Source organism: Corynebacterium sp. (genome assembly GCF_043426755.1).
GTDB lineage: Bacteria > Actinomycetota > Actinomycetes > Mycobacteriales > Mycobacteriaceae > Corynebacterium.
The window spans coordinates 38646-54478 of sequence record NZ_JBHWRP010000068.1; the positions used below are offsets into that span (position 1 = coordinate 38646).

The following is a 15833-nucleotide window of genomic DNA, read 5'->3' on the forward strand; positions in this document are numbered from 1 at the left end:
TTAGGCGAACGCGAGCTTGCGGGTGCCGTCGACGTGGGGAAATACTAGCCACGCAAGTCCTGCCACCACGATTCCGGTGGCCACCACGCCAAATGCCGGCCACGGGGCGACCAGGGGAGCCAGCATGAGTGCGAGCCACCACAGCATGAGCGGCACGATCTGGCCGAGGGTGGGGAAAGTGTCTACCTGTTTAGCGTGGGCGTAGGCGCGCATCTCTCGTCGGTAAGGGTGCGCAAACACAAGGATGACGGCACCTGCCACGCAGGCCAGCGCCAACACCACCTTGAGCCCCAGGCCCAGCCCGCTGAGCACGAGCGCGACCGACGCGCCTGTCAGCAGGGAGGCCACCGCTCGGACCACAAAAGGGGTGGGAATGGGTGTCTGGTGTGCACGCATATCGCCGTAGGCCGTCATGGATCTCTACGCTACCAGCCGGTTCGAAAGCTCATAAAAACTTAGAAAGCACGTTCGAAAAATTAGTTGCACATGTCGGCTTCGCGGAGCATACTAATGCTTGTGACGGGAACAAGTGTTCGGAAGCTGGAGGGGCTGGATCGCCATGAAACGATCGCCGCCCTGCGCTCGCGCATGGCCGAAATCGGCGGCGAGGTTCCCGAACGCGTTGTCGATGATACTGACGTGGTGCCTGTCGGAGAAAATCTGCAGGTGCTGCTGCCGCATGGAGGTGTGCCGCGCCGGGCGGTGACGCACTGCAGCGACACGGCCTCCCTGATCGTGGAGCTGTTGGAGCAAGTGACCAGCACGGGCCAGCACGCGGGAGTGGTGGGGTGGCCGGACTTATCCTATGCGGGCCTGTCGCGCGTGGATCGCGTGATTGCGGTGCCAGACCCGGGAACGGATCCGCTGCAGGTGGCCTCGGTGCTGGTGGAAGGCTTGGACCTTGTGGTGTACCGCACGGGCGTGGAGTTGAACCTTTCCCCAGTGCGCGCCCGACCTTTGCTGGCGCGGCTGCGGCAAGGGAAGGCGGCCCTGGTGATGGTGGGGACGAAAGTGCCATCGCCTGCGCTGACTATTGCCGCGGAGGTGACACAGTTTCGCGGGATCGGCCAAGGCAGCGGCCGGATCACCGGCTGGGACATGCAGGTGCGTACAGAAGCGAAGGGGTACCGGCCGGCCTCCGGGGTGGTCACGGTGGGCGAGGCCGAGCAGAAGCCGGGCCTGCGGGTGGTGAAGTAGATGCGGGTGGCAGCGCTCTGGTTTCCTGACTGGCCGGTGCACGCCGCACGCCTAGCAGGAGACAGTGCCGACAGTGCCGACGGCGCACTGACTGAACCCATCGCGATCGCCGCCCACTACCGCGTGGTGGTGTGCTCAGCGCAGGCAAGGCGCGCGGGAGTGCGGCGCGGAATGAAGGTGCGCGCGGCCCAGGCGGTGTGCCCACAGCTGACGGTGTGCGAAGCGGACCCGGACCGGGATGGGCGCATCTTCGCCTCTTTGGCTGCGGGTTTTGATGACGTGGCTTCTTCTGTGGAGGTGTTGCGTCCCGGTCTTGTGATCGTCGACCTTGCGGCCGCCGCCAAGTTTCATGGCAGCGAGGACACGGTGCTGGAGATGCTCATCGATACCGCGGCGCGCAAAGGAATCGAGGCCCAGGCGGGTGCGGCCGATGAGATCGCTACCGCTGTGCTTGCGGCGCGCCGCGGGGTGATCGTCGATAAGTCTGCGGACTTCCTGGCCACCCAGCCCATCGGGGTGCTGGTGGCGGAAGTCAGTTTCGGGATTGATCCTGAGGTGGTGCGTTCCCTGTCGCAGCTGGGTGTGCATATGCTGGGGGATTTGGCGGCGTTGCCATCCACGGCGGTGACCACGCGTTTTGGCCAGGCGGGGATCGCTTGTCACCGCATTGCGCGTGGTGCGCCTGATCGTCGGGTCGCCCCCGAACTGCCCACCACTGAGTGGGCTGTGGGAATTACACCCGAGGAGCCGATTGAGCGTGTCGACGCCGCAGCCTTCGCCGCCCGCCACCTTGCCGCAGCCTTGCACGAAAAGCTGAAGAATCTGGGGCAGACCTGCGTGCGCCTTAAGGTCATCGCCGAGCTTGAAAACGAGACCCGGCTCGAACGCGTCTGGCGCACCCGGGAGGCGCTGACGGAGGCCGCTACGGCGGACCGAGTGCGCTGGCAGCTCGACGGCTGGCTGACCGGTGGGGGTGCGGGTGCGATCGTGTCGTTGGTCCTGGAGCCGCTGGAGCTAGCGCGCCCGGACGCGGTGGAGCAGTTGTGGAATGAGGGAAGTTCTTCGGATGGGGCACGGCGCGTGGTGGAGCGGGTGCAGTCCACGCTGGGCACTGATGCCGTGGTCCAACCCGCTCTGGTGGGTGGCCGGGGTGTGGGGGAGCGGGTGGCACTCGTCCCCTTTGGCGACCATGCTCCTGAGGTACGCGATGCGCCATGGCCTGGGGCGATTCCCGCGCCGCTGCCGGCCCGGCTGGGTGGTGGCGTGGCGCACCCGGCATCGCGCATCGTCATGGTGGATAGTGCAGGTCAGCTGATTCAGGTCACCGCAGAGGCGTTGCTCAGCGGGCAGCCCGCCGCCTTGAAATGGGGTGACTCCTATTATGCGGTCACCGGGTGGGCGGGACCGTGGCCTGTGGATAGTGGCTGGTGGGGGTCGGACCCGCAGCGGGTGGCGCGCCTCCAGGTCGTCGGCACGCGCGCAGGTGACGACGAGAAGCAATACGGATGGTTACTGCAGTGGAACAAACAGCAATGGCGCATCGAGGCGCTGTATAGCTAGAAATTTTAGGCGCGGATATCAATGACTAAGCGCAGCGGATCCTCGAGCGCTTCCACCGAGTAGGGGGCCTCTTTGTGCAGGCCGATGATGAAATGATGGCGACTGCCCGTAATACCAGCGTCGAAAATCTCAGGGATATTGGCCTTCTCGTCGGACATGCTCAAGTTTGGAGTATTCTCGCCTTCCTCCACGCCGTCAATATTGACTAAGAGGAATGCCTGACCTTTGACGTTGATGCCCTCGCCGCTGACCGGGTGCGCGGCGTGGCTGACGTAATCGATAAACCAGCCGGGTTCGCCCTCGCCTTCAAAGTCGAAGACGACGCGCTCGAAACCCTCGTGGTGGCCCACGCGAATATCGCTGACTGTGAGCTGGCCGGGCGCTTCGGGGCGTTGCGTTTTCGGGCCACTGTCGGCAGTGCCCAGGGGTGATACACCGCCGAGTGGTGCAGTGGCATCAGCTGGCCTCAACGTGGAGTTTGGGTCACCTGCACACGCGGACAGCATAGCTGCGGTAAGGACAGCACCGCAGAGGGAAAGAAGGGGTTGAATACGCATCGGTTCAATACCGTATAACTCGCGGCGAGAGATGTGAAATAAATTCGACGAAAAATGGAAAAGGTAACCAAACTGTTGTAAAGGATTGGGCCGGGGTGGTCTTAGTAATTCTTGTAGGGTGGAGCTATGACCCAGGCACCCACAATTCGCTGTTCAGACATTGCTCCCGAACCTCTGCCGGGCTCCGCGAAGCAGGCCTCCATCTACGTCATCTTCGAGTGGCCCCATGCGTGGAGCAAGGACGTGCTCGATGGAGGCACGTTCGGCCCAGAATTGACCGCCAAGTTGAAGGCGCATCTCGACGAAGCGGGCGCCACCCTGCAGCTGATCCGCCACCCGACGCGCGAGGGCCGCAACATCGAGGACCACCACCTCTATGTTGTGTTTGCTGAGCAGGCAACAATTGAGGTGCTACACGTTGACGGGCCCGAGGCAATTTTGGATCTGGACTTAAGCGCGCCGCTGCGTTGCGGCGGGGTGCAGCGGACCCGCCCGCTGGCGCTTGTGTGTACGCATGCTAAGCGAGACGCGTGCTGTGCCATCAAGGGGCGCCCGATTGTGACGGAGTTGGAGAAGCGCTACCCGTTTTCTGAGCGTGGTGATGTGGTCTGGGAGACATCGCATACAAAGGGGCACCGGTTCGCGCCGTCGACGTTGCTGATGCCGTGGGGTTATAGCTTTGGGCGGATGAACTTGGAGGCCACGATTTCGATGGTGGAGGCCGCCCATAGGGGCGAATTTTTCGTTCCAGGGAACCGGGGGCGCGGCACCCTAGCGCCTTATGCGCAGGTGGCGGAGATCGCGGTGGCGCGACAGTTGACTCAGTCCGGGGCAAGCGTAGCCTATGGCCAGTTGCGCATTGTGGACGAGGATGTCGTCGAAGATGCGGGCGTGGCTACGGTGACCGTGGAGGATACCGCTGAAGGCGCGGAGCGGCAGCGCTACCAGGTGATGTTGAGCGTCCGAACCGTCGCTGGCATTATCCCTTCGTGCGGTAAGGAGCCGGAGAGCGGACCAGTCTGGGATGTCGCGTCCATTACTGCGTTAGAGTGACGCAATAAATTGTGGCTACCATACATAACGGTTAGGTTAGTCCACATGAAACAAGAACTTGCGCCGGTGGGCGTGTGGGCGTCTTTCAAGTACGCCTTTTCTTCTGTTCCGCGCGCAACGCGTGAGATCATTGCTGGTCTTACCGTTGCGTTGGCGTTGATTCCAGAGGCGATTAGTTTCTCGGTCCTGGCAGGCGTGGCCCCGGCGGTGGGCCTGTATTCCTCCGCGGTCATGGCGATCGTGATTGCTTTTACGGGTGGCCGCCCTGCCATGATTACGGCGGCGACGGGTGCGGTCGCGCTAGTGATCGGCCCAGTCTCACGCGAATACGGCCTAGAGTATCTCCTGGCCACGGTGATTCTGGGCGGTGCCATCCAGATCGTCCTGTCCCTGCTGGGAGTGGCGAAGCTGATGCGCTTTATCCCGCGCAGCGTGATGACCGGCTTCGTGAACGCCCTGGGTATCACGATCTTTATGGCCCAGTTGCCGCACCTGATCGATGTGCCGTGGCTGGTCTACCTGATCTTCGCGATCGGCCTTGTGATCATGATCTTTTTGCCGAAGCTGACCAGCGCGATTCCCGCACCACTGGCCACCGTGGTGGTCCTAACGCTGGCCGTGTGGGCATTCGGCAGTGACGTGCCCAACGTGGCGGACCAGGGCGAACTGCCAAATTCTTTGCCGGGGTGGATCATCCCGGATGTGCCGTACACGTGGGAGACACTGCAGATCATTTTCCCTTATGCCTTTTCCATGGCTGTGGTGGGCCTGATGGAGTCGCTGATGACGGCGAAGCTTGTCGACGATATCACCGACACACACTCCAATAAGACCACCGAGGCGCGCGGCCAGGGCATTGCCAATATTATTGCTGGTTTCTTCGGCGGCATGGGTGGTTGCGCGATGATCGGCCAGACCATGATTAACGTAAAGGAATCGCACGCGCGCACCCGCCTGTCCACGTTGGCGGCCGGCGTCTTCCTCCTCGTGCTGATCGTCGGCTTGGGCGATATTGTTGGCCTGATCCCGATGGGGGCCTTGGTGGCCATCATGGTGATGGTGTCTGTGGGCACGATCGATTGGCATTCGGTGAAGCCTTCCACGCTGAAGATGATGCCGAAAGAAGAGAACATTGTCATGCTCACCACCGTCGTCGGCACCTTGCTCACCAGTAATCTGGCCATCGGCGTGGGCGCGGGCGTGATCGCGGCGATGATTGCCTTTGCTACGCGCGTGGCACACCTGGCGCGGATCGAGAAGATCGACGACGGCCGCTACAAGGTGCACGGCCAGCTCTTCTTCGCCTCTTCGAATGATCTGGTGTACCAGTTCGATTACACCGATGAGGCGGACCATGTTGTCGTCGATATGCACGACGCGGACGTGTGGGATGCCTCCACCATCGCTGCCCTAGATGCCGTGACCGCGAAGTATGCGGAACGCGGCGCCACGGTCGAGTTCGTGGGGCTGAAGGGCAAGACCGCGAAGTGGGTCAATAACCTGTCGGGGCGTTTGGACGGCTAAAGCGCGCTGAGCAGCACAGGGGCGACGTGATCAATGACCTGATCCGTCGCCCCTTTCACCTCCGTGGGGGAGTAGGGGAAGCTGAACGAGTGGTCGGCGATGGCGTGCATGGGCAGATCATTCCAGGAATCGCCGAAAGTGTAGAGCTCATAGTCGCTAACACCCGCGTGCGTGAGGACATCGGTGATGCCGGCGCCTTTGTCACGCCCGGTGGCGATGACGTCGACGAATTCGTGGTTCGTCGTAAAGTGCGCCTGGGGAAAGTGCGTGGTGAGCGTATCGACGACCCGCTGATGCAGCTGCGGGTTCCCGGGCACCCAGAGGGCGACCACGGCGATGTCGGTGGTATGTACTTCGCTGACGGGCGCAGGCACGAAGCCGCGGGTCAGTTCGGTGGTGGTGCCGGTGTTGTTGGCGAAGGTGAGGTCGTGCTCGCCGGCTGTGGTGCCATAGACGGCCACGCCTTCGTGGTCGAGGAAGTGGCGCACAACTTCTTCGGCAAGGCTGGGGTTGAGGAAGTGGCCGAAGAGGAGGTTGCCTGCGTTGTCGGTGCCGGCGCACCCGTTGGACAGCACGTTGTAGTCGAAGCTGCGGTCTGTGCCGCTGAGCCCGTAGGCGAGGGAGGAGCGGGAGCGTCCGGTGGCAGAAATGGCAAGATGCCCGGCTTCACGCCAGGCATCTATTGCTGCGATGTCTGCGGGGCTGACCTCTCCATCGCGGTGGAGTGTTCCATCGAAATCGAATGCGGCAACCTTCATGCGGGCCAGTTTAGCGGCGCATTGCTTTTTTGGAGAGCCAGTTGCCCAGGAACTGAGCCAGCTGCACGATCACGACGATGACGATGACCGCCGCAAAGGTGACTTGTGGTTCGAAGGAACGGTAGCCGTAGACGATCGCAAAGTCACCGATACCGCCGCCGCCGATATAGCCAGCCATCGCGGACATATCGATTACGGCGATGAAGATGAAGGTATAGCCCAAGATCAGCGGCCCAAGGGCTTCGCGCAGGATCACCGAGGTGATGATCTTCCAGGGCCCGGCCCCCATGGAGCGTGCCGCTTCGATCACCCCTGGGTCGATGGACACCAGGTTTTGTTCCACGATGCGCGCCACGGTGAAGGTGGCGGCGAAGCACATCACGAAGGTGGCTGCTTCGGTGCCGATGGAGGTGTTCACCACGGCCACCGTGACGGGGTAGAGCATGGCGATCATGATGATGAAAGGGATCGGCCGGAAAAAGTTCACCAGCACGTTGATGATCCAGTAGATCACCTTGTTGCGCAGGATGCCGGACGGGCGGGTGGTGTACAAAAGCAAGCCCAGGATCAGGCCGAAGAAGCCGCCGACGAGCATGGTGATCACCACCATGTACAGCGTTTCGCCGATGGCATCGACGAAGGTGGGGCCTAACCGGTCCCAGTCGGCTTGGGCAAGGATCATCTCGTTCATCGCACAATCTCCTGGATATCGGTGGTGTTTTGCAAGGTGGAATAGAACTTCTCGACGACGGCGTCCGGCCCGCCCACACGCACCGTCATCTTGCCGAAGGAGTGCTGCTGCAGGGTGGTCACGCCACCGTGCACGATCGAAATCGACCCGCCCTCAGACTTCAGCGCGGAGGCCGCTTCGAAGAAGCCAGACTCCTCCGTCAGGTCGATAGTGAACAGGCGCCCGCCTTCAGCCTTCAAGCTTTCGGTTTCCACCAGGTCGGGCGTGTTGCGTAACGACGAGGCCACGAACCGCTGCGCCACGTGGGTCTGTGGGTTCGAGAAGACCTCGTACACGCTGCCGTATTCGACCACGCGGCCATCTTCCATGACCGCGACCTTGTCAGCGATGGAGCGAATGACATCCATTTCGTGAGTAATCACCACGATGGTGATGCCGAATTCTTCGTTGACCTTGCGCAGCAGTGCCAGGACTTCCTGTGTGGTTTCAGGGTCCAAGGCGGAGGTGGCTTCGTCGGCAAGCAACAAGGTGGGGTTGGTGGCAAGCGCACGGGCGATGCCGACGCGCTGCTTCTGGCCGCCGGAGAGCTGCTCCGGGTAGTTCTTGCCGCGGTCGCCAAGGCCGACGAAGTCGAGGAGTTCGGCGACGCGCTGTTTGCGCGCGCCTTTGTCCATACCCGCCAGTTTCAGGGGGTATTCGATATTGCCGGCGGCGGAGCGGGAGTTGAACAGGTTGAACTGCTGGAAGATCATGCCGATATTGCGACGCAAGACGCGCAGTTCGCGTTCGGGCATGGGGACTACGTCCACCCCGTCGAGCAGGAGCTGTCCGGAGGTGGGGGTGTCCAGCCCGTTGATCATGCGGACCAGGGTGGATTTACCGGCACCGGAGTAGCCGATCACGCCCAAGATTTCGCCGGGCTCAACGGTCAGTGTGACACCGTCGAGAGCTCGTACCCCTCCGTCGAAGACTTTGGTGATGTCACGGAATTCGATCCGTGTGCCGGTAGAAGCCACTACTTGTAGTCCTCCTCCAGACGCGCAAGCACGTCATTCAGCTCGCCCTTGTCGCGGGAGACCTCTACTGCGGTGCCTTCGGAGTCCTCGGCGACTGCCTCCATGACCTCAGGGGAGTGCCACAGTTCGACCAGCTTGTTCAGGGCTTCGTCGTCAATGTCTTCCGAGCGTGCGGCGAAGACGTTGATGTAGGGCTCTGCCTCGGTGGAGTTCGGGTCATCTTCGAAGACTGCTTCTTCGGGGGAGATGCCGGCGCGTCCCAACCAGGAGTTGTTGATGATGGCAGGCTTGCCTTCGCCGTAGACGGTTGGGGTCTGTGCGGCGTCGATTGGAGTGACGCTGACCTTGGACGCGGCGGTGTCAATGTCAGCCGGAGATGGGTCGAGGAGGCCCTCTTCCTTCAGGGTGACCAGTCCGGCCTGGACCAGCACGTTGATGGCGCGGCCCTGGTTGGATGGGTCGTTCGGGATGGCCACTTCTTCGCCCTCGATGCCGTCGATGGAATCGTGGTCCTTCCAGAACAGCGCCAGCGGGTAGATCTCGGTGGATCCGACAACCTTGAGGTCCTGGCCTGCGCCCACGTTGTATTCGGCGAGGTACTTGATGTGCTGGAACTTGTTCACGTCGATGACACCCTGGGCGAGGGCCTCGTTGACGGGCGAGTAGTCAGAGAACTGCTCAATTTCCAGCTCGATGCCCTCTTCCGCGGCGAGGTCAGCGAAGACCGACCATGCCTTCTGGTCCGAGTCGGTGGTGCCGATGCTGATGACGGTCGAGCCGTCTGCGTTGGTGTCTGAGGATTCGTTGCCACACGCGACTAGGCCGGTTGCCGAGATTGCGAGTGCCGTTGCTGCTGCGAGAACGCGGTTCAAACGCATGAGGGGATCTCCCTTGCTTGTTGTTGTAGAAAACTGTTGGAGGATAACCTAGCACCTAGTGGACCGCTTAGTCTAGTTGGCCCGCGCAACTAGTCGCGCTTGCGCCTGGCACAAACATTCGAATGATGTTAGTTTGGGTCCCGTGAGATTTAACGGCGGGGCACCTTTATCGTGGTCGCGGCTTGAGCGCATTTTGTCGGGCCGCCCTGGGCCCACGCCTGTCTCCGTCGAGCATCTTTCGCTTGACGACGAGGCCCCTGCCGGGCATTCCGCTGTCCTTTTCGCCGAGCTGCACGGGCATTCCAGCTTTAATTTCTTGAGCGGGGCCAGCGAGCCGGAAGAGTGCGTGGACCGCGCGGTAGAGCTAGGCCTGCAGGGCCTCGCACTGCTGGACAGGGACGGTTTTTATGGCGCTGTCAAGACCGCCGAGGCCGCCGCCAAGCGGGGTCTGCCCACCGTGTTCGGCGCGGAGCTGACGTTGGATGGCCGCGTCCTGGCGGTGCTGGCGCGCGGGCCCGAAGGCTATAAGAGGCTGTCGCATTTGATGACGCAGGCGCACATGATCACTCGCGACAAAGATCGGGTGGCCTACCCGCCGCTAGAGATGATCGCGGACCAGCTTGGTGGCGAGTGCTATGTGCTGGCGGACCATGAATGGGCCGGCCAGATCGATCGCCTGGTCGAAGTTTTTGGTATAGACCGAGTGGTTTTGGAATATCAGTTCACCATGACCCCGGAGGATGCCGATCACCACGCCCAACTGGATCGGTTTCCCCAGTTAAAAGGTATTGTTACCGCGGTGCCGGGGGCCGCCACGCGGGACCGAGCACGGCTGGCGGCGGCGAAGCGCGCGTTGGCTCGTCGTGAAGCACTGGAACAAGCCCAAGGGTTCATCCACCCGATGGGCGCGGGCTGGATGCGCTCCGGCGAGCAGATGCTGCGGCTGGCACCAGAGCGTGCCGGGGAGATTGCCACCACGGTCGATATTGCCCGCGAGTGCGCGTTTACCCTCAATCTTGTGGGGCCGAACCTGCCGGATGCGGGCACGATCGATGATCTCACCCGCTTGACGTGGCAGCGGGCGGAGGTGCGTTATGCGTCGCGCCCTGAAGAGGTGAAGCAGCGCGCCTGGCAGCAGATCCGTTATGAACTCGATGTGATTGAGCGCCTGGGTTTTCCGGGCTACTTCCTGATCGTGAATGACTTGGTGGATTTTTGCCGCGACTCCAATATTTTGTGCCAGGGACGTGGCTCTGCGGCGAACTCGGCGGTGTGTTTCGCGCTGGGGATCACGAATGCGGAGCCGATTAGCGCGGGCCTGCTGTTCGAGCGGTTTTTGTCGCCGGATCGCGACGGTCCGCCGGATATTGATATTGATATTGAGTCCGGCCGGCGCGAGGAGGTGATCCAGTACGTCTACGACAAATACGGTCGCGATAATGCGGCACAGGTGGCGAACGTGATTACCTATCGTCGAAAAGGCGCGATGCGTGACGCTGCCCGCGCCTTGGGCTACCCGCAGGGCACGATCGACGGCTGGGCGAAGGGCTTGAGCGACCCGCCGGAGGACGTCACCACGCTTGCCGACGAATTCTCTGGCCAACCGCGCCACCTGGGCATTCACTCCGGTGGCATGGTGATTTGCGATCGCCCCATCGCCGATGTGGTGCCGACGGAGTGGGCCCGCATGGAGAATCGTTCTGTGATCCAGTGGGATAAAGATGATGCGGCCTCGGCCGGCCTGGTGAAGTTTGATCTGCTGGGCCTGGGCATGCTGGAGGCCCTGCACCACATGATCGATCTGGTGGAGCAGACGACGGGCGAAAAGGTGCAGCTGTGGGATCTGGATCTTGCTGATCCTGCCGTCTATGACATGCTGTGCCGCGCCGATGCCGTGGGTGTTTTCCAAGTGGAGTCACGCGCGCAGTTGTCGACCTTGCCCCGGTTGAAGCCGCGCAAGTTTTTTGACCTCGTCGTCGAGGTCGCCCTGATCCGTCCGGGCCCGATCCAGGGCGGCTCCGTCCACCCGTATCTGCGCCGCCGCGATGGCAAGGAGGAAGTCACCTATGACCACCCGGTGCTAGAAAAATCTTTGGGCAAGACGCTGGGCGTGCCGCTGTTCCAGGAACAGCTGATGCAGGTGGCGGTGGATGCTGCTGGCTTTTCCGGCGGGGAGGCGGACTCTTTAAGGCGGGCCATGGGCTCGAAGCGCTCCCCGGCCAAAATGGAGGCGCTGCGTTCCCGCTTCTTCGATGGCTGCTGGGAGACCAACCGGATCGATGAGGAGACGGCGACGAAACTGTGGAACAAGATCGTGGCGTTTGCCGCCTATGGCTTTCCTGAGTCCCACTCGCAGTCCTTTGCTTCCTTGGTGTATTTTTCGGCGTGGTTTAAGCACTATCACCCAGCGGAATTTTGCGTGGGTTTATTGCGGGCCCAGCCGATGGGCTTTTATTCGCCGCAGTCATTGATCCAGGACGCGCGCCGCCACGGTGTGCGTGTGCTGCCCGTCAGCGTGAATGACAGTGGGGAAGAGGCCAGGGTGCTGGACCCGCGGACCATTCGGGTGGGCCTGAACCTGGTTAATGGTTTAGGCAACGGTGCCGCGCGGGTAGAAAAACACCAGCCCTATACGGGGATCCCGGACCTGTCGCGTCGGGCCGGTTTGTCGGTGGCTCAGGTGGAGGCTCTTGCCAAGGCGGGAGCGTTGGATTGTTTCGGAGTGGATCGTCGTCAAGCACTGTGGCAAGCGGGCGTGGCCGAAAAGGAGGGGATGTTGCCGAATACCTCGGCCATCGAGGCCCCAGCCTTACCGGGTATGACGGCGCTGGAGTTGTTGGCGGCGGATGTGGCGCAGACCGGGGTGACTCCTGATACGCAGCCAGTGGCCTTCGTGCGCGATCTGCTCACCCAGCGCGGGGCGTTGAGCGCGACTCAGTTGCGTGAGGCGGAGGATGGGGCGCGCATCCGTGTGGGTGGTATTGTGACGCACCGACAGCGCCCCAATACCGCCAGCGGCGTGACGTTTTTGGGGATGGAAGACGAAACCGGGCTGATCAACGTGATGATCACACCCGGTTTGTGGAAACGGCATCGCGTGCTGGCGCGCACCGCGAAAGCCCTGGTGGTGCGCGGTATTGTGCAGAACGCTACTGGGGCAGTGACGGTTGTGGCTGATAAGTTGGAGCCGCTTGAGCTGAGCGAGGTGCTCTCGCGCGGATCACGCGATTTCCGATGACCACCGCCAGGAAAATCAGCGCGTAGAATACCGCCAGCGTTGCCGAAGTGGCCAGGTCAAGCACGTACGCGGCACCGAAGCCGACGATGGCGCCGACCGCGGCGATCGCCACCGTCACGACGAACATGTGTGAAATCTTGTTGACCATCTGGCTGGCGCTTGCCGCGGGCGCGACGATGAGCGCGAGCACCAGCAGGGCACCGGCCGCGTTGAACGCTGCGGTCACAGTGACCGCCACCAGAAACATGAACGTGCTCGACAGTACGCGGATGGGGATCCCCGTGACCACGGAGAAGTCCGGGTCGAAGGTACTTGCCACCATCTGCCGGTGGCACAGCAGCAGGAACGCCACGTTGAGGGCTAAAACGGCGAGCATCAAGTACATGTAGCTCGGGCCGAGGTCATAGCCCCCGATGATGAGGCGGTCGAAAGCCGCCAGGTTGAGATCACCCACCAAGACGAGGTGGGTATCCAGGTGGATATCGGAAAAGTGCGCTGACACCATGATCACGCCCACCGCGAACAGGGTGGGGAAGAGAAGGCCCTGGGAGGCGTCGCGGGTGATCAGGCCGGTGTTGTACAGCCATTCGGCACCCCACACCACCACCAGCCCTGCGGCTGCGGCGCCGACGATGAGCCACGGGGAGTCGAGGTTATTCGTGATGGCAAACCCCACGACGATGCCGGGGAAGGCTGCGTGCCCGATGGCGTCGACAAGCATGGAGTTGCGGCGCAGCACGACGAACACTCCAGGCACCGCGCAGGTGACGGCGGTGACGATGGTGAGCAGGAAACCTGCCATGAAGATACTCATGCCCGTGCCTTTCGTGGGGAGAAGATAAGGGACAGCAGCAGGATCGCCGCGAGCGTGACGACGATGACTGGTCCCGTGGGTAGCGGCCCCCATGCAATCGAGATATAGGCCCCAAGTGCGCTGGCACCCGCGCCGATCAGGGCGGCGAGCAGCACCATGGTGGACACGGAGCGCGAGAATTGGCGGGCCGCGGCCGCCGGGGTGATCACGAACGCGACCATGAGCACCAACCCCACCGCCTTAAGCCCGATGACCGTCGCGATGACCAAGGTGGTGAACATGACCGCGTCGGTGGCGTGGCGTTGAAAGCCCATCATCTGTGCGTGTTCTTGGTCGAAGCTGGAGACGCAGAGTTCTTTCCACGCAGCGACCATGATGAGCAGCGCGAGCCCGCCGACGATGAGGCTGACCACGATGTCATCGCGCGTAAGTGTTGAGGCGTTGCCGAAGAGGTAATCTTTAACGCCACCTTTGCCGGGGATGGGGCGGCGGTCGATGTACTGCATGATCAGCATGCCTGCGCCGAAGAAGCCGGTGAGCACGACGGCCATGGCGGTATCGAGGGCCACGGTGGAGTTGTGTTTGATCCAGCTGACCAGCCAAGTGGCGGCCACGCCGACGATCACCGCGCCCACGATCAGGCCGAACATGGAACGCCCCTGCAGTCCGATGGCGGACAGGAAAAGGAAGGCGAGCAGCGTTCCGGGCAGTGCTGAGTGTGAGATCACGTCGGAGATCAGCGACTGTTTCCGCAAGTAGGCGAAGACGCCTAGGGCACCGGCGACAAGGCCGATGGCAGTCGTGCCGATCAGGACTGTGACGTAGGTGTAGTTGGTGAAGAATTCGGTAACACTCATAGTTTTACTGGCGCTTGTCCGTATGCGGCCTGGATGGTGTCGCGGTTGAAGGCCTCGCTGACTGGCCCGGCAGTCACGACGGAACCGCCGGACAACAAGGTGACGTGGTCGCAGAGATCGGGCACAGTGTTCAGGTCATGGTGCACAACGACGATGGTCTTGCCTTGGGCGCGCAGCGAGTGGAACACGTCGACGATCGCCTGCTGGGAAATGTGGTCGATGCCTTGGAAGGGTTCGTCCATGAACAACAGGTCCGGCTGCCCCGCTAGGGTGCGTGCCAAGAAGACGCGCTGGCGTTGACCACCGGAGAGCTCGCCGATCTGTCGCGTGCGCAGATCGGTGATGCTGACATCCACCATCGCTTGTTCGGCGCGTTGACGTTCCTTGGTGCCGGGGCGGCGGAACCAGCCGAGCTGGCCGTAGGTGCCCATCAGGACCACCTGTTCCACGGTGATGGGGAAGTCCCAGTCCACCGAGGTGTGCTGCGGCATGTACCCGATGCGGTTACGGACGCGCCCTAAAGGCTGGCCGAAAAACTCGACGGTTCCGCGCTGGCGCTCGATCAGCCCCAGGGCGGCCTTCATCAGGGTGGATTTGCCGGACCCATTGGGCCCTACAATCCCCATCACGATGCCTTCTGGGACGAGGATATCCACACCTTTGAGCGCTTGAACGTTGTTATAGCTGACAGATATATCGTGTGCTTGGAGAGCAGGAGAACTCATTTGAGCCCCTCAGAGACCGTGGTGGCGTTGTGCTCCAGGACACCGAGGTAGGTGTCGGTGGGAGCGGTGGGGCCAAGCGAGTCCGCGAAAAGTTCCTCCGTGGAGACGGTGACACTCCAACCGCGGGATTCCACGGCCTCCTTCAGTGAGGTGATGGCTTGCGGGTTTGCTTGGTTGTCCTGGAAGATCACGGGGACTTTGTTGTCGGCGATATAGTCGGCCAGCTCCGACAGTTCGGTGGCGGACAGTGCCGCTTCGGTGGAGATGAAGTCGGTGGCCCGCACCTCTAGATCATAGGTGTCGCCGAAGTAGGCGAAGGCGTCGTGGCCGGTCACCAGGATGCGAGGGTCCGGGATGTCCTCCATCATGGCGGAGACTTCCTCGTGCTTGGCGCTGATCTTATGGTTGTACTGCTCGGCGTTGGCGGCGTATTCGTCGGCACGCTCAGGATCGATCTCTCCGAGTTTGGTGGCGATGGCATCCACAACCTGTTGCCACGCCAGCGGGTTATTCCACACGTGGGGGTCATGCAGCGCGTTACCTTCGTCGTCGGTGTCATCCCAGCCCAGGAGCATGTCTTCGTCCACGGCTTCCGCGACGGCTACTTGCTTGTCGCCGAAGGATTCGAGCTGGTCGATCATCTGCGCTTCCAGGTAAAGGCCGTTCCACAAGACCACATCCGATTGGGACATGGTTTCGATGTCCTTGGTGGAGGGCTGGTAGGTGTGCGGGTCGCCGCCGGGGCCGACGAGGGTGACCACGTTGGCTTCGGGGGCAATATTGGCTGCCGCGTCGGCGATGTACCCGGTGGTGGCGAAGATGTCGAGGGTGCCGTCGGAGCCCTGTGCGGACTCGGAGACAGAGCAGGAGGCGAGCCCGGTTCCGAGCGCTACGGCCAGGGCCGCTGCAAGAATTCGCATTGTCGTACCTATTTCTTTGTCGTTACGTTTTCAGTTGTTCAACCC

The 15833-nt window shown here is 62.0% G+C and carries 15 protein-coding genes; 5 read left to right on the plus strand and 10 right to left on the minus strand.

Annotated features, from left to right (window positions below; all coding sequences use genetic code 11):
- Window positions 1-414, minus strand: coding sequence for a hypothetical protein (locus ACHFGA_RS06480; protein ID WP_394281592.1), 414 nt, complete (start codon window positions 412-414; stop codon window positions 1-3).
- Between the two features lie 96 nt (window positions 415-510).
- Between ACHFGA_RS06480 and ACHFGA_RS06485 the strand changes: the two genes are divergently transcribed.
- Together ACHFGA_RS06485 and ACHFGA_RS06490 are read left to right on the plus strand one after the other, a co-directional pair.
- A complete protein-coding gene (locus tag ACHFGA_RS06485; protein WP_394281593.1) occupies window positions 511-1197 on the plus strand; it encodes a hypothetical protein in 687 nt (228 codons plus the stop codon).
- Window positions 1198-2757: a Y-family DNA polymerase gene (locus ACHFGA_RS06490; RefSeq protein WP_394281594.1), complete on the plus strand. Its 1560-nt coding sequence runs from the start codon at window positions 1198-1200 to the stop codon at window positions 2755-2757.
- Between the two features lie 5 nt (window positions 2758-2762).
- Here ACHFGA_RS06490 and ACHFGA_RS06495 read toward each other — a convergent pair whose 3' ends face one another.
- Complete coding sequence (locus tag ACHFGA_RS06495; protein ID WP_394281595.1) at window positions 2763-3314, minus strand: hypothetical protein; 552 nt, start codon at window positions 3312-3314, stop codon at window positions 2763-2765.
- Window positions 3315-3440: 126 nt separating this feature from the next.
- Here ACHFGA_RS06495 and ACHFGA_RS06500 point away from each other — a divergent pair, with 126 nt between their 5' ends.
- Window positions 3441-4367, plus strand: a complete 927-nt coding sequence (locus ACHFGA_RS06500; protein ID WP_394281596.1) for a sucrase ferredoxin — start codon at window positions 3441-3443, stop codon at window positions 4365-4367.
- A gap of 45 nt (window positions 4368-4412) precedes the next feature.
- Complete coding sequence (locus tag ACHFGA_RS06505; RefSeq protein ID WP_394281597.1) at window positions 4413-5891, plus strand: SulP family inorganic anion transporter; 1479 nt, start codon at window positions 4413-4415, stop codon at window positions 5889-5891.
- On the opposite strand, the gene ACHFGA_RS06510 is transcribed toward ACHFGA_RS06505, so the two are convergent.
- From ACHFGA_RS06510 to ACHFGA_RS06525, 4 genes are read right to left on the minus strand one after another with little or no spacing between them, the layout of a single operon-like run.
- Window positions 5888-6649, minus strand: a complete 762-nt coding sequence (locus ACHFGA_RS06510; RefSeq protein WP_394281598.1) for an HAD-IIB family hydrolase — start codon at window positions 6647-6649, stop codon at window positions 5888-5890. The two genes, ACHFGA_RS06505 and ACHFGA_RS06510, sit on opposite strands and share 4 nt — an antisense overlap.
- A gap of 10 nt (window positions 6650-6659) precedes the next feature.
- The gene (locus ACHFGA_RS06515; protein ID WP_394281599.1) at window positions 6660-7340 is read right to left on the minus strand and encodes a methionine ABC transporter permease; all 681 of its coding nucleotides are present in this window, start codon (window positions 7338-7340) and stop codon (window positions 6660-6662) included.
- Complete coding sequence (locus tag ACHFGA_RS06520; RefSeq protein ID WP_394281600.1) at window positions 7337-8356, minus strand: methionine ABC transporter ATP-binding protein; 1020 nt, start codon at window positions 8354-8356, stop codon at window positions 7337-7339. Before ACHFGA_RS06520 ends, ACHFGA_RS06515 begins: the two co-directional genes overlap by 4 nt.
- Window positions 8356-9234: a MetQ/NlpA family ABC transporter substrate-binding protein gene (locus tag ACHFGA_RS06525; RefSeq protein ID WP_394281601.1), complete on the minus strand. Its 879-nt coding sequence runs from the start codon at window positions 9232-9234 to the stop codon at window positions 8356-8358. Before ACHFGA_RS06525 ends, ACHFGA_RS06520 begins: the two co-directional genes overlap by 1 nt.
- 142 nt (window positions 9235-9376) lie before the next feature.
- Here ACHFGA_RS06525 and ACHFGA_RS06530 point away from each other — a divergent pair, with 142 nt between their 5' ends.
- The gene (locus ACHFGA_RS06530) at window positions 9377-12472 is read left to right on the plus strand and encodes an error-prone DNA polymerase (protein WP_394281602.1); all 3096 of its coding nucleotides are present in this window, start codon (window positions 9377-9379) and stop codon (window positions 12470-12472) included.
- Here ACHFGA_RS06530 and ACHFGA_RS06535 read toward each other — a convergent pair.
- Genes ACHFGA_RS06535 through ACHFGA_RS06550 form a run of 4 tightly spaced genes read right to left on the minus strand, consistent with a single transcriptional unit; the run spans window position 12384 to window position 15788 of the window.
- Window positions 12384-13286, minus strand: coding sequence for a metal ABC transporter permease (locus ACHFGA_RS06535; protein WP_394281603.1), 903 nt, complete (start codon window positions 13284-13286; stop codon window positions 12384-12386). The genes ACHFGA_RS06530 and ACHFGA_RS06535 overlap by 89 nt on opposite strands.
- Window positions 13283-14143, minus strand: a complete 861-nt coding sequence (locus tag ACHFGA_RS06540) for a metal ABC transporter permease (protein WP_394281604.1) — start codon at window positions 14141-14143, stop codon at window positions 13283-13285. Before ACHFGA_RS06540 ends, ACHFGA_RS06535 begins: the two co-directional genes overlap by 4 nt.
- Window positions 14140-14868 (minus strand): metal ABC transporter ATP-binding protein, encoded by a 729-nt coding sequence (locus ACHFGA_RS06545; RefSeq protein ID WP_394281605.1) that lies wholly within the window; start codon window positions 14866-14868, stop codon window positions 14140-14142. Before ACHFGA_RS06545 ends, ACHFGA_RS06540 begins: the two co-directional genes overlap by 4 nt.
- On the minus strand, window positions 14865-15788 hold the full coding sequence (locus tag ACHFGA_RS06550; RefSeq protein WP_394281606.1) for a metal ABC transporter substrate-binding protein: 924 nt from the start codon (window positions 15786-15788) through the stop codon (window positions 14865-14867). Before ACHFGA_RS06550 ends, ACHFGA_RS06545 begins: the two co-directional genes overlap by 4 nt.
- Between the last annotated feature and the right edge of the window lie 45 nt (window positions 15789-15833).